The following is a 13,477-nucleotide window of genomic DNA, read 5'->3' as shown; positions in this document are numbered from 1 at the left end:
TCAGGCCGGAGGCGACGGGCCCGGCCGGGCAGGGCGCCCAGGTCAGCGCGTCGGCGCCGCCGTCGGCGCAGCGGCTCAGCCCCGGGCCGGGCCGGTGCTTTCGCGGATGACCAGGTCAGTGGCGAGTTCCAACCGCTGGGTGCCACCGGGCAGCACCGCGTCGACGCCCTTGAGGACGATGCGCGCGCCCATCGCGGCCATCTCGCCCAGCGGCTGACGCACCGTCGTCAGCGGCGGCGAGGCCCAGGCGGCCGAGGCGACGTCGTCGAAGCCGACCACGCTCACGTCCGTGCCGACATGCAGCCCGGCCTGCCGGATCGCCTCGTACGCGCCCAGCGCCTGCAGGTCGCTGCAGGCGAACACCGCGGTCGGGGGCCGGTCCAGGGCGAGCAGCTCGCGCATGCCGCTGAAGCCGGTCTCGTGGTGGAAGTCGCCGCGGCGGATGAGGTCCGGGTCGACGGCGATGCCGCCGCCTTCCAGTGCGGCGCGGTACCCGTCCAGCCGGGCGCGGGCGCACTGGATGTCGGTCGGTCCGGTGATGATGCCGATCCGCCGGTGGCCCAGCGCCAGCAGGTGCTGGGTCGCGGCGAGGCCGCCGGGCCAGTTGGTGGCGCCCACCGAGGGGATGGCCGGGTCGGGGTTGCCGACCGGGTCCACCACCACCAGCGGCACGCGCAGGTCTTGGATCTTGCGCCGCTGCCCCGCGGGCAGTGCGGTGACGGCGAGGATCACCCCGTCCGAGCCGCGCCGGGTCAGGTTGTCCAGCCAGCGCAGGATGTCCGCGGGCCGGCCGTGCACCGCGGTGATCACGACGCCGACGCCGTGCCGGGCCGCCTCGCGCTCGACGCCCTGGATCACCTCGACCGACCAGGGGCTGTCGATCTCGTTGATGACCAGGTCGATCAGTTCGACGCTCCGGGTCGGACGGCTGCGCCTGCGCAGGTAGTTGTGCTTCTCCAGCAGCGCCTCCACCCGATCCCGGGTGCCCTGGGCGACCTGGGCGTGGCCGTTGAGAACCTTGGAGACGGTCGGCACCGAGACCCCTGCCTCGCGGGCGATGTCCGCGATGGTGACCCGGGGGGTCTCGGCTCCGGGCGCGACATCGGCGCTGGTCGGAGCCGGTGGGGTTGGCTGGGTGCGGCCGCTGCGGGACACGGGAACCTCGCTGTCTGGTCGGTCGCAGCCAGCGTAGCGCAGCCGCGCAGAAACTTTCGAAAAGCGCCGGGACCGTCCCGCGGAACCCCCGCGGGCCCGCTGAAACCACACCGTTACGTCCGTCGGCGTTGACGCCGTCCGGGGAAGACCCTACGTTCCTCGACTTAGAAAGTATCGCAACTTTCTTTCACTTTCGCGATCCACAAGGAGCGTGTTTCCGATGATGCACCGCAGAGCATCCGTACGCACGGCTGTCGCCCTGGCCGCCGTCTCCGCTATGGCCCTGGGGCTGTCAGCCTGCGGCGGCACCGCAGGCCCCGGCAGCAGCACCAGCGGCTCGGCCTCCTTGACGGTGTGGTCGCTGCAGGACACCGCGCTGAACCCGGTGCAGCAGACCTCCATCAAGGCCTACGACACCGCGACCCCGGGCACCAAGGTCACGATGCAGACCTTCGTCAACGACCCCTACAAGCAGAAGCTGCAGACAGCGCTGGGCTCTCCCGACGCCCCGGACGTCTTCCTGAACTGGGGCGGCGGCAACCTGGCGACCTACGTCAAGGCAGGGGACGTCGCCGACCTCACCGGGGCCCTGCAGACCGACCCCGCGTTCCTGAACGCCTTCCTGCCCAGCGTCCTGGACGGCGGGAAGATCGACGGCAAGAACTACGGCGTGCCGATGGAGGGTGTGCAGCCGGTCGCCCTGTTCTACAACAAGGACGTCTTCGCCGAGGCCGGGATCACCGCCGCTCCGGCGACCTGGGCCGACCTGCTCACTGACATCGACGCGATGAAGGCCAGGAAGGTCACGCCGATCGCGCTGGCCGGGTCGCAGGCGTGGACCGAGCTGATGTGGATGGAGTACCTCCTGGACCGCGTGGGCGGGCCCAAGGTCTTCGCCGCGATCCAGGCCGGCGCCCCCGGCGCCTGGAAGGACCCGGCCGTGCTCACCGCGCTCACCATGATCCGTGACCTGGTCGACCGCGGCGCGTTCGGCACCAACTACGGCTCGGTCGGCCAGGACTCCGGCGGCGCGGACGCGCTGCTGGCCAAGGGCCGGGCCGGGATGGAGCTGATGGGCTCCTGGGAGTACGCGGGCCAACTGGCCGGCGCGCCCGACTTCGTCAAGAGCGGCAAGCTGGGCTGGACCACCTTCCCCAGTGTCCCGGACGGCAAGGGCGACCCCAAGGACGTGGTGGGCAACCCGTCCAACTTCTTCTCCGTCACCGCCAAGTCCAAGAACACCAAGGCGGCCGTGGACTTCATCGAGAAGACCGTGGCCTCGCCCGACTACGTCAAGGACCTCATCGCCATCGGCCAGGTCCCCGCCGTCGCCGGTGCCGACGCCCAGCTCCAGTCCGGCCCCAACGCCGACTACACCACCTTCGTCTACGGCCTGGTCAAGAACGCACCCTCGTTCACCCAGTCCTGGGACCAGGCGCTGGACCCGGCCACCGCGCAGAACCTGCTCACCGACCTGCAGAAGGTCTTCAACAAGCAGAGCACCCCGCAGCAGTTCGTCAGCGCGATGGGCGCCGCATGACCGGCGGCACCGCCCTCACCCGCCCGCTCCTCGGGCGGAGCAGCGTCTCCCGCGGGCGGGACGCGGCCCCCCGCCCGCGTGCCGCCGACGGGCGGCCCGGCGGCTGGTGGGCGGCACCGGCGCTGGTGTACTTCGCCCTGTTCGCACTGGTGCCGATGGCCTTGGTGGTCGTGCTCAGCTTCTGCCGCTGGAACGGCCTGGGCAGTCCGCACTGGACCGGCCTGGGCAACTGGGCCAAGCTGCTGCACGACCCGCAACTCGGCCCCTCGCTGCGGCTGTCGCTGCTGCTGACCGCGGTGACCTGGCTGGTGCAGACCCTCATCTGCCTGCCGCTGGGGGTGTGGTGCGCCGGTCCGCAGCGCTCCCGCGCCGTGCTCAGCGCAGTGTTCTTCGTACCGCTGCTGATGTCCAGCGCCGCCGTCGCGCTGCTGTTCTCGGCGCTGCTGGACCCCAACTTCGGCCTGGCGCACATGATCGGCCCCTGGCTCGGGGTCCCGGACGGCAACTTCATCGGCAGCCCGCGACTGGCGCTGTGGACCGTGATGGCGGTCGTCAGCTGGCAGTTCGCCCCCTTCCACACCCTGCTCTACCAGGCCGCCGCCCGGCAGGTGCCGGTCAGCCTGTACGAGGCGGCGACCGTGGACGGCGCCGGCCGGTGGCGCGCCTTCGCCTCGATCACCCTGCCGCAGCTGCGCAACACCGTGATCACCTCCTCGGTGCTGATGCTGGTCGGGTCGCTGACCTACTTCGACATCGTGCTGATCCTGACCGACGGCGGCCCCGGCGCCGCCACCCGGGTGCTGCCGCTGCACATGTACCTCACCGGCTTCAGCAGCTTCGACATGGGCTACGCCAGTGTGCTGGCGGTGTTGCTGCTGGTCGCCGGGACCACGCTGTCCCTGCTGGTGGTCCGGGTCACCGGCTTCCGCAGGATGACCAGCCAGCGGGAGGGCCTGTGAGCACCCGTGCCCGACGGATCCCGCGCGGGCGGCCCGACGTCCTGGGCGGCCTCGGCGCGCTGGTGTGGCTGGTCGTCGTCGGCGTTCCGCTGTACTACGTGCTGGCCTCCAGCCTGCGGCTGAAGAGCGACTACCTCGACGCGGGACCGCTGGCGCCGCCGACCCGTCCGGTGCTGGCCAACTACCGGACCGTGCTCGACTCCGGCTTCGCCGGCTACCTCTGGAACAACATCGTGGTGACCGGCTGCACGGTGGCGCTGGTGCTGGCCCTGGCCGTGCCCGCGGCGTTCGCGATCGTCCGCAGCCGCAGCCGACTGGTCGCGGGCGGGTTCTCGGTGATGCTGATGGGGCTGGCGATCCCGGCCCAGGCCACCATCGTCCCGGTGTACCTGGTCATCACCCGGCTGCACCTGTACGACACGCTGACCGCGATCGTGCTGCCGACCGCGGCGTTCTCGCTGCCGATGGCCATTCTGGTGCTCAGCTCCACCCTGCGGGACGTCCCCGGCGAGCTCTACGAGGCGATGACCGTGGACGGCGCGGGCCCGGCCCGGGTGCTGCGCTCCCTGGTCCTGCCGCTGACCCGGCCGGGCCTGGTCACCGTGGGCATCTACACCGCGCTCGGCGCCTGGAACGGCTTCATCTTCCCGCTGGTGCTGACCCAGTCCGACGCGCGCCGAACGCTGACCCTCGGCCTGTGGAACTTCCAGGGCCAGCACGGTGTGGACGTGCCCGCGACCATGGCCGCCGTGGTGCTGTCGCTGCTTCCCCTCCTGGCTGCCTACCTGGTGGGACGCCGCCACCTGCTGTCCGGCCTGACCGCGGGGTTCGGCAAGTAGCCGTGCCCGGCCCCGCTGCCCCGACCGTCCCGCATCCGTGCCCCGACCCGAGAGGCTTCCATGACCACCGAGGCCACCGCCCGTACCCGGGACGGCGACCCGCCGCCCGCCGAACCCGCTGCGCTGATCCGCAACCCGGTGCTGCCGGGCTTCCACCCCGACCCCTCGGTGCTGCGCGTGGGCGAGGACTACTACCTGGCCACCTCCACCTTCGAGTGGTCCCCCGGTGTGCGGCTGCACCACTCCCGCGACCTGGTCCACTGGCAGTCACTGGGCGGCATCCTGGACCGCACCGACCTGCTCGACCTCACCGGGGTGCCGGACTCCGGCGGTGTCTGGGCACCCTGCCTGTCGCACGCCCACGGCCGGTTCCACCTGGTGTTCACCCGGGTCGACAACCACCACGGCGGCTGGTGGGACGCGCAGAACTACCTCACCACCGCGGCCGACATCACCGGGCCCTGGTCGGATCCGGTCCCGGTGCATGCCCGCGGCTTCGACCCGTCCCTGTTCCACGACCACGACGGCCGGTGCTGGATGCTGTCGCTGACCGGCGACTGGCGCCCGGGGACCACGCCCTTCGCCGGGATCCAGGCCCAGCAGTGGGACTGCGCGACGGGCCGGCTGCGCGGCCGGGTCCACAACCTGTTCCAGGGCAGTGCGGCCGGGGTCACCGAGGGCCCGCACCTGTACCGGCGCGACCACTGGTACTACCTGCTCACAGCCGAGGGCGGCACCTCCTGGGAGCACCAGGTCACCGTGGCCCGCTCGCGCCGGCTCCTCGGCCCCTACCTGCCCGACCCGGCCGGACCGACCCTCACCTCGCGCGATCGCCCGGACCTGGCGCTGCAGAAGGCCGGGCACGGCAGCTTGGTCGAAACCCAGAACGGCGAGTGGTACCTGGCCCATCTCACCGGACGCCCGGACACGCCGCGAGGCCGCTGCGTGCTGGGGCGGGAGAGCGCCCTGCAGCCGGTCTGCTGGAGCGACGACGGCTGGCCCCGGGTCGCCGGGGGCATCCCCGCCGAGGCCGTCCCGGCCCCCGACCTGCCCCCGGCGCCGCTGCCCGCGGAGCCGGAGCGGGACGACTTCGACAGCGCGCCCCTGGGACCGCAGTGGAGCAGCCTGCGCCGGCCCGCGACACCCGACTGGGCCGACCTCACCGCCCGTCCGGGCCACCTGCGGATCCACGGCGGGCAGTCGCCGCGCGGACGCCGCACCCCCAGCCTGATCGCCCGTCGCGCCACCAGCAGGCACTGCTCGCTGGAGGCCGCGATCGACTTCACCCCGGCCGGGTTCCAGCAGCTCGCCGGTATCACCGCCTACTACGACAGCCGCAACTGGCACTACGCCTACCTCACCCGCGACGATCTGGGCGGCACCGTCCTGCAGGTTCTGACCTGCGACGACGGCCGAAGGATCAGCTATCCCGAAGCGACCGTTCCCCTCTGGCCCGGCACCCGGGTCGGCCTGCGCGCGACCATGGACGGCCCCCAGCTGCGCTTCGCCTACGAGACGGAGCCCGACACCTGGCACGAGCTGGACGCCGTCCTGGACGCCACGATCCTGTCCGACGAGTACGCCGGCGAGAAGCACGCCCCCGACGGCCGCTCCGCCAGTCCCGCCTTCACTGGCGCCTTCTTGGGGCTGTGGGTGCAGGACCTGGGCGCCGACGGCGGCTACGCGGACTTCGACCACGCCACCTACCGCAACCACTGACCTCCCGCCAGACAAGAAGGAGCCCCATGCCGCCGATCCGGCGCGTCCGCGCCGCACTCCTGGCCCTGCTCGCCCTGCTGCTGAGCACACTGGCCGTCCCCTCCGCGCACGCCGACCCCGCGACCCAGCGGGCCCTGCTGGTCGGCCAGAGCAACACCGGTGCCTGGAACGACCTGACCGGCTCCACCGGCGCGGCCCCGCAGGGCGGCTCGGTCTACTACAGCGTCCGTGACGGGGCCTTCTCCGGAGCCTGCGGCGGAAGCTGCGAACAGGACTACGCCCAGTTCCTCGCCGCCCAGGGCAAGCAGATCGAGGTCGGCGTCAGCTGGAAGGACGACCCGCCCGGCTGGGACGGCGACAACGCCGACAAGGAGACCGCCTCCCAGCAGGCCACCGCGGCGATCGCGGCGGGAAGCTACGACGCGCAGTTCACCCAGCTCGCCGATTTCATCAGGCGCTACCCCGCCGCCACCTTCCTGATCCGGGTCGACTACGAGGTCAGCTCCGCCTTCTTCTGCACCAACGGCACCGACTGCACCCCCTACAAGAACGCCTTCCGCCACGTGGTCCAACTGCTGCGGACGCAGACCGGCGCCGGCAGCCGGGTGCAGTTCGTCTACCACCCGGTCCGCGGCGAGTTCGACACCCTCTACCCGGGCGACGACGTCACCGACTGGATCGGCGTCAGCGTCTTCAACCAGGACCTGTGCCAGCCCTACCGGGAGAACGGCACCACCTACTGGAACGGCACCGAGGACACCACCGCCCGCACCTGCTCCGGCTACTACGACGACTACGTGGGCGGGAACCTCAACGCCGTCCCGCACGGCTACCCGGCCGACACCAACATCCTGCGGATGATGTGGTGGGCCCAGCAGCACAACAAGCCCGTGATCATCGCCGAGTCCGGGGTCCAGCGGATGAGCGACGCGCTCACCTCCGGCGGCACCCAGGCCGACAGCGACTACACCGCCTGGATGCAGCGCCTGCAAACCCTGATCACCTACCAGGGGCCGCTGCCCAACGGCACCGTCGACGGCACGCAGAGCCACTTCACCGGAACCGGGTACGACCTCTCCCACGTGGTACGGGCGCTGACCTACATCGACGTCGACTGGCGCTACGGCTTCGACGGCCAGACCTCCCCCGACAGCCCGCCCGCCCTTCCCCCCAGCAGCGGTTGGTACGTCAACTCCCTTCTCAGCCAGTACCCCCAGGGTCGTACGGCCTTCTGCAACCTGCTCGACGGCGCCGGCTTCACCGCGCGCTGCCGCTGAGCCCCGGCAGCCGGCCCGGCCGACTGCGCCCCACCCCGCCCGCGCAGCCGGGATTCCGTTGTTGATGCGCTGGAACCAGAAGAGAGACGAGACCGCACTGCCTCAGCGCACACGCCGGTGCCAGACGGTAGTGTGATCACTACCGTCTGGAGTCTCGCCTGGAGGTCGCGCCGTGGCAGCCGCCGCAGATCCGCACAGCGAGGTGATCATCGTCGGCGCCGGGCTCGCCGGCCTGGCGTGTGCCGCGGACCTGCTGGCGGCCGGGCTCAGCGTCCAGGTACTGGATGCCTCGGACGCCGTGGGCGGCCGGATGCGCACGGACACCGAGGCAGGCTTCCACCTGGACCGCGGCTTCCAGGTGCTCAACACCTCCTATCCGCAACTGCGACGACGCCTGGACCTGCGCGCGCTCCGGCTCCGCCGGTTCACCCCGGGCATCCTGCTCGACCACGGCGACCGACGGGTGCGGCTCGGCGATCCGACCCGGCATGCCGGAGACCTGGCGGACCTGCTGCCCGGACGCTTCGCCGCGCCGCGCGACCTGGCGGCGCTGGCCCTGCTCGGCGGACGCGACCTGCTGGCACCGCCGGCCCTGCTGCGCCGGGGCCCGGAGACCACCACCCAGGCCGCCCTGGCTGCCGCCGGCGTCTCCGACGAGCTCGTCGAGGCCCTCTTTCGCCCCTTCCTGGCCGGGGTGTTCCTGGAGGACGCCCTGGAGACCTCCAGCCGCTTCTTCCACTTGGTCCTGCGCAGCATGCTGCGGGGAACCACGTGCCTGCCGGCCGAGGGCATCCGTGCGGTGCCCGACCAGCTGGCCGCGGCCCTGCCGCCGCGCTCGCTGCGACTGGAGGCCCCGGTGCTGCGCCTTGCAGAGAACGGGGTGCTGTTGCGGGACGGCACCGAACTGACCGCCGAGAGCGTGGTGGTGGCGACCGGTGCGCGCGCTGCCGCGGCCCTGCTTCCGGAGCTTGCCGTCCCGGCCGGGCGCACCGTCACCACGTACTACCACGCGGCGGCCGACTCACCGCTGGCCGAACCGACCCTGCTGGTCGACGGCAGCCGGGCCCTGCTGCACACCTGCGTCCTGACCGAGGTCGCGCCGACCTACAGCACCGACGGACGGGCGCTGGTGTCCAGTTCCGTGCTCGGCGGGGACGCACCCGCGCAGGAGGGCTCGGTGCGGGCCCGGCTCGCCGAGCTCTACCGGACGGACACCAGCGGGTGGGAACACCTCGCCACCCGCACCGTCACCGACGCCCTGCCCGCCATGCCGGCCCCGCACCCGCTGACCCGGCGCACCCGGCTGGGGCACGGCCGCTACGTCTGCGGGGACCACCGGGCCACCGGCTCGGTGCAGGGCGCACTCGCCTCGGGCGCCAGGGCCGCCCGGGACGTCCTCGCCGACCGCGCCCGGGGCCCACGGGCCTGAAACGCTGCACCATCGCTGCGCTCTGCGCGGTCGCCGTTGCGGATCGACGCTGAAGGAGTCCGCAACAGACCCCCGGAGGATCGAGGTGCGTATCCCATGTTCGAACTCGCATCGAAGTACACGGAAGCCGAGGCGCTGGGCGGCGGGGTGGTGATCGGCGTGATCATCGTCGGTGCGCTGATCCTCGCCTTCGTTCTCGGAGCGCGGCACTACGAGTGGGAGCCCTCGCCCCTCGCCTCCACCCGCCAGACTCCGCCCGACTCCGCCCGACTCCGCCCGACTCCGCCCGACGCCGCCATCCCTAGAGGGACAGGTAGTAAGTCTGTCTAGGGATATGCTCTGCCCATGAGTCGATCCCCCCGCCCGCCCCGCTGGCTCCTCCCTGCGGTCCTGGTCCTGGTCTGGCTGGCCGTCGGTACGGTGCTGGGCCCTTTCGCCGGCATGCTCGGGCAGGTCGCGACGAACGACAGCGCGGCCTTCCTTCCACGCAGCGCCGAGTCGACCGAGGTGGTGACGCTGCAGCGCAGCATGGCCACCGCCGAGTCGATCCCGCTGGTCGTGGTCTGGTCGTCCGCGCCCGCCGCGCTCCCGCCGGACGCGGCGGCCGGCGCCCGGCACGCCCTCGCGGGGATGACCGGGCTGCAGGGCCTGGCCGGACCACCGGGCCCGCCGGTCCGGTCGGATGACGGCAAGGCGCTGCAGGCCGTCGTTCCGCTGCGTGCGGACCTGGGCGAGCAACTCCGTCCCACCGTCGCGTCGGTGCGGGAACGTGCGCAGATCCCGGGGGCGGGCGTGTTCCTGGCGGGTCCCGCAGCCAGCCAGGCCGATCTGGTGGATGCCTTCGGCGGGATCGACGGCCTGCTCCTCGGCGTGGCCCTGGGGGTGGTGCTGCTGATCCTGGTCGCCGTCTACCGCAGTGTGCTGCTACCGCTCGTGGTGATCATGAGTGCGGTCTTCGCCCTGGCACTGGCCAGCGGGATCGTCTACGCCCTGGCCCGGCACGGTGTGGTGCGCGTCGACGGGCAGGTGCAGGGAATCCTGTCGATCCTGGTCATCGGGGCCGCGACGGACTACGCGCTGCTGCTCAGCGCCCGCTTCCGAGAGGAGCTCACCCGTACCCCGGACCGCTTCGCCGCGATGCGCACCGCCTGGCGCCGCTCGCTGGAACCGATCCTTGCCAGCGCCACGACCGTGGCGCTGGGCCTCCTCGCCCTCCTGCTGAGCGACCTGGCCAACAACCAGGCCCTCGGCCCGGTCGGCGCCATCGGGATCGCGGCAGCCGCCCTGGCCGCCGTCACCTTCCTGCCCTGTGTCCTGGTCCTGCTGGGGCGCGCCGCGTACTGGCCCAAGCCGCCCCACGCGGGGCATGCGACCAGCTCCGGAGTGTGGGAGCGGATCGCCCGCCTGATCCAGCGCGGGCCCCGCCGCGTGTGGGCGACCACCCTCGGCGTCCTGGTCGTGGCGGCCTGCGCGCTGCCCCTGTTCTCGGCCGGCGGGCTGCCCCTGGAGGAGACCTTCATCCACACCGAGCCCTCCGTGACCGCCCAGCGGGTCCTGGACGCCCACTTCCCGGCCGGGCAGGGCGATCCCGCCGTGGTGGTCACCCGTGCGGAGCGGAGCACGGCGGTGCTCGACGCCGCGCGGCACACCCCCGGCGTGGCGTCCGCGACCCTGCTCCCCGCCACGTCCGGAACCGGGCCCGGAGCGAACCTGCGCACCGTCGACGCCGTCCTGGGCGACCCGGCCGACAGCCGCGCCGCCCAGCGCACCGTGCGCGACCTGCGCGACGCGGTTCACCGGGTACCCGGCGCCGACGCCCTCGTCGGCGGCTACACCGCACAGCAGGTCGACATCCAGGACACCGCCGCGCACGACCGGCTCGTCATCATCCCGGTCGTGCTGGCGATCATCACCCTGATCCTGATCGCCCTGCTGAGGGCCGTGACCGCACCGCTCCTGCTTGTCGCCACGGTGCTGCTGAACTTCGCGGCCACCCTGGGCGTCAGCGCCCTGGTCTTCCCGGCCGTGTTCGACCTGCACGGCGCGGACGCCTCGGTGCCGCTGTACGGATTCGTCTTCCTGGTCGCCCTCGGGGTCGACTACAACATCTTCCTCATGACGCGGGTCCGGGAGGAGTCCCGGCGCCACGGCACCCGCGCCGGAGTACTGCGCGGCCTGACCACCACCGGCGGGGTGATCACCTCTGCGGGCGCGGTCCTGGCCGCGACCTTCGCGGCCCTGGGGGTGATCCCGCTGGCCTTCCTGGTCCAGATCGCGTTCATCGTCTCCTTCGGGGTGCTCTTGGACACCGTCGTGATCCGTTCGCTGCTGGTCCCGGCGCTGGTCCACGACATGGGTGAGCGCGTCTGGTGGCCCGGTCGGCTGCACAGGGAAGAATAGGGGCGACCTCACACGGGAAAGGTGGTGGGCGGAAGGTGTCCGAGACACCCCCAGGCACGCAGACCGAATCGGCGCCGCCGGCCGGCGCGGCGCGCAGATTCGGCGGCCCGGTCTCCTGGGCGCTGCGCCAGGTGCTGCTGGCCAACCGTGACGCCCAGGCGGCACTGGCACGCCGACTGGGCCTGGGCCTCAACGACGTCACCGCCCTGGAGCACCTGTTGGGCGCCCCGGACGGGCTGGGCCCGGCCGACCTCGCGCAGCGCCTGGGCATCCGGTCGGCTTCGGCCACCGTCCTGGTCGACCGTCTGGAGCAGGCCGGCCACGTCACCCGCGCCGCCCACCGCAGCGACCGGCGCCGCACCGTGGTCGCGCCCACTCCCCACGCCCGCGACGAGATCGTTGCCGCGCTGCAGCCGCTGGTGGCCGCGGTCGACGACGCCGCCGGGCAACTGACCGACGCCGAGCGTGCCGTGGTGACCCGTTTCCTGGAGTCGGCGTCCACCGGGCTGCGTGCGGCGGCGCAGGGGCTCGACTCGACGCACGGCTGAGGGAGCCGGACGGCAGGGGCCGGCGCTAACGGAAGCTCCCGACCTGGTTGGACTGGGTTCCGCCGCCGCCGTAGCAGTCGTAGAGCTGGACCGGGTTGCCGTCCTGCCCTGACCCGACTACCGTCCCACCAGGACACCCTTCTCCGGACCCACAAGGTCCGTTGTCAGGGTGTCTGCACGAAGGGAGTGACCTCAGTCGTCGCCGGCACCGGTCTCGCGGACAGGTCGCCGGCACCGGTCACGGCACCGGTCACGGCATCGGCAATGCGCTCGACTGCAGCACGCAGGCCGGGGGGCCTCAGTGCCCCCGGCGGGGGGTTGAGGTGGCGCCAGCCTGGTCCGGCCAGAAGGAGCAGCGGTCGGTGGCGCGCGCCCGCGATGCCGAACGGCGTGGCCAGGATGTCGGCGGCGATCTGCGGCGCGGCTGTGGAGTGGGACTGCGACCACAGCACCACGGCTGCCGGTCCCAGTCGGCGCAGGCTGTGGGCCAGCGCGGCCGGGGGGACGGAAGAGCCGAGCATGCGGAACGGGATCCCCCGTTCGGTGAGCGCCGCAGCGACGGCGTCCAGCGGCAGCGTGTGGTCCTCCCCAGGGGTCGCGGCGAGCAGCGCGAGCGACGCGGTCCGGGCCGCCGGCGTGGCTCGTCGGCGAAGCTGCGCGGAGACATGCCAGGACAGCAGGTGTTCGACCTCGATGGCGGTTTCACCGCGCGCCGCCCAGCGGCGTCCCGCTGCCCGTAGCGCGGGCGCGATCAGCTCCTCCCAAGCGACTTCAACGCCCCAGCGGTCGAGCGCCGCAACCAGGAGTTCGTCGATGGCCGGGGCGTCCAGGCGGTCGGCGGCCCGGATCAGGCCGCGGACCCGGGAGCGGGCGACCTCGCTTTGCTCCTCGCCCTCGTGAGACGGAGGTTCGGCAGACAGTGCGGGCACGGCAGCACGAGCGGCGACGCGTGCGGCTTCGGCGGGTGGCAGGCCCTGTGCGGTCAGCGCACACATGGCCTCCAGTCGGGCGATGTCCGCTGCGGTCCAGCGGCGGTGGTGACCCTCGGCGCGCTGGGCGGGGCCGATGCCGTAGCGGCGCTCCCACGATCTCAGCGTCACCGCGGACACACCCAGCCGACGGGCAACCTCCCCGGTCGGAAAACCGGCCCCGGTCTCGCCGCCGGAGCTATCGTGCGTCATGGCTGTCCTCGGCTCGATCACTTCCTGCATCGTTGGCGACTCACATGGCGACAACCCGTCCGATCATGAACCCGACGGCTCCCAGCGTGAAGAACGCCACACCCAGCAGGCCCACCCAGTTCCACCAGACATCGTGCTGGTAGACCGGATCGTGGACCGAAATGCCATGGCAGGTCGACGACTCGCATTCGGGTGTCTCCTCAGGTTGGGCAAGGGGCTGCACCAGCGGCGTGCGGGCGATACCACCGGACATGACGACCTCCCGGGTTCTCGATCCTGGGTCCATGGTGACTCCCTTAGACCCCTCCCGCCGGGTGCATCGTTGGCGCATCGTCTACTGCCCATCTGGTTCACTGCCCTCGGCAGCGGCCCCGGGTTCGAGGGCGCGGAGGCGCCTGCCGCCACGAACCCTGCTCGGGCCGCGGCCCCG

12 protein-coding genes are annotated in these 13,477 nt (G+C 72.4%); 9 read left to right on the top strand and 3 right to left on the bottom strand.

Annotated elements, in window-relative coordinates:
* Positions 1–75 precede the first annotated feature (75 nt).
* Positions 76–1,155 (bottom strand): LacI family DNA-binding transcriptional regulator, encoded by a 1,080-nt coding sequence (locus ACEZDE_RS30325; protein ID WP_380543081.1) that lies wholly within the window; start codon positions 1,153–1,155, stop codon positions 76–78.
* 220 nt (positions 1,156–1,375) lie between these two features.
* On the opposite strand from ACEZDE_RS30325, the gene ACEZDE_RS30320 reads away from it, so the two are divergent.
* The 9 genes from ACEZDE_RS30320 to ACEZDE_RS30280 all read left to right on the top strand — a co-directional run bounded on the left by ACEZDE_RS30320 (position 1,376) and on the right by ACEZDE_RS30280 (position 11,866).
* The gene (locus ACEZDE_RS30320; RefSeq protein ID WP_380543078.1) at positions 1,376–2,695 is read left to right on the top strand and encodes an extracellular solute-binding protein; all 1,320 of its coding nucleotides are present in this window, start codon (positions 1,376–1,378) and stop codon (positions 2,693–2,695) included.
* Complete coding sequence (locus ACEZDE_RS30315) at positions 2,692–3,654, top strand: carbohydrate ABC transporter permease (RefSeq protein ID WP_380543075.1); 963 nt, start codon at positions 2,692–2,694, stop codon at positions 3,652–3,654. Before ACEZDE_RS30320 ends, ACEZDE_RS30315 begins: the two co-directional genes overlap by 4 nt.
* Positions 3,651–4,493 (top strand): carbohydrate ABC transporter permease, encoded by an 843-nt coding sequence (locus ACEZDE_RS30310; protein ID WP_380543072.1) that lies wholly within the window; start codon positions 3,651–3,653, stop codon positions 4,491–4,493. Before ACEZDE_RS30315 ends, ACEZDE_RS30310 begins: the two co-directional genes overlap by 4 nt.
* A 60-nt stretch (positions 4,494–4,553) precedes the next feature.
* Positions 4,554–6,212, top strand: a complete 1,659-nt coding sequence (locus ACEZDE_RS30305) for a glycoside hydrolase family 43 protein (RefSeq protein WP_380543069.1) — start codon at positions 4,554–4,556, stop codon at positions 6,210–6,212.
* A gap of 26 nt (positions 6,213–6,238) precedes the next feature.
* The gene (locus tag ACEZDE_RS30300) at positions 6,239–7,489 is read left to right on the top strand and encodes a hypothetical protein (protein WP_380543066.1); all 1,251 of its coding nucleotides are present in this window, start codon (positions 6,239–6,241) and stop codon (positions 7,487–7,489) included.
* Positions 7,490–7,661: 172 nt separating this feature from the next.
* A complete protein-coding gene (locus tag ACEZDE_RS30295) occupies positions 7,662–8,918 on the top strand; it encodes an FAD-dependent oxidoreductase (RefSeq protein ID WP_380543063.1) in 1,257 nt (418 codons plus the stop codon).
* Positions 8,919–9,014: 96 nt separating this feature from the next.
* Positions 9,015–9,248, top strand: a complete 234-nt coding sequence (locus ACEZDE_RS30290) for a hypothetical protein (RefSeq protein ID WP_380543060.1) — start codon at positions 9,015–9,017, stop codon at positions 9,246–9,248.
* Positions 9,249–9,263: 15 nt separating this feature from the next.
* The gene (locus ACEZDE_RS30285; RefSeq protein WP_380543057.1) at positions 9,264–11,318 is read left to right on the top strand and encodes an MMPL family transporter; all 2,055 of its coding nucleotides are present in this window, start codon (positions 9,264–9,266) and stop codon (positions 11,316–11,318) included.
* Positions 11,319–11,353: 35 nt separating this feature from the next.
* Positions 11,354–11,866: a MarR family winged helix-turn-helix transcriptional regulator gene (locus ACEZDE_RS30280; protein ID WP_380543054.1), complete on the top strand. Its 513-nt coding sequence runs from the start codon at positions 11,354–11,356 to the stop codon at positions 11,864–11,866.
* Between the two features lie 164 nt (positions 11,867–12,030).
* Here the strand turns inward: ACEZDE_RS30280 and ACEZDE_RS30275 are convergent, their stop codons facing one another.
* Together ACEZDE_RS30275 and ACEZDE_RS30270 are read right to left on the bottom strand one after the other, a co-directional pair.
* On the bottom strand, positions 12,031–13,077 hold the full coding sequence (locus tag ACEZDE_RS30275) for a MerR family transcriptional regulator (RefSeq protein WP_380543051.1): 1,047 nt from the start codon (positions 13,075–13,077) through the stop codon (positions 12,031–12,033).
* Positions 13,078–13,087: 10 nt separating this feature from the next.
* A complete protein-coding gene (locus tag ACEZDE_RS30270) occupies positions 13,088–13,300 on the bottom strand; it encodes a hypothetical protein (protein WP_380543048.1) in 213 nt (70 codons plus the stop codon).
* Between the last annotated feature and the right edge of the window lie 177 nt (positions 13,301–13,477).

This window comes from Streptacidiphilus cavernicola (assembly GCF_042510955.1).
In the GTDB taxonomy this organism is placed as follows: Bacteria; Actinomycetota; Actinomycetes; order Streptomycetales; family Streptomycetaceae; genus Streptacidiphilus; species Streptacidiphilus cavernicola.
This window is presented reverse-complemented; position numbering and strand designations above follow the sequence as displayed.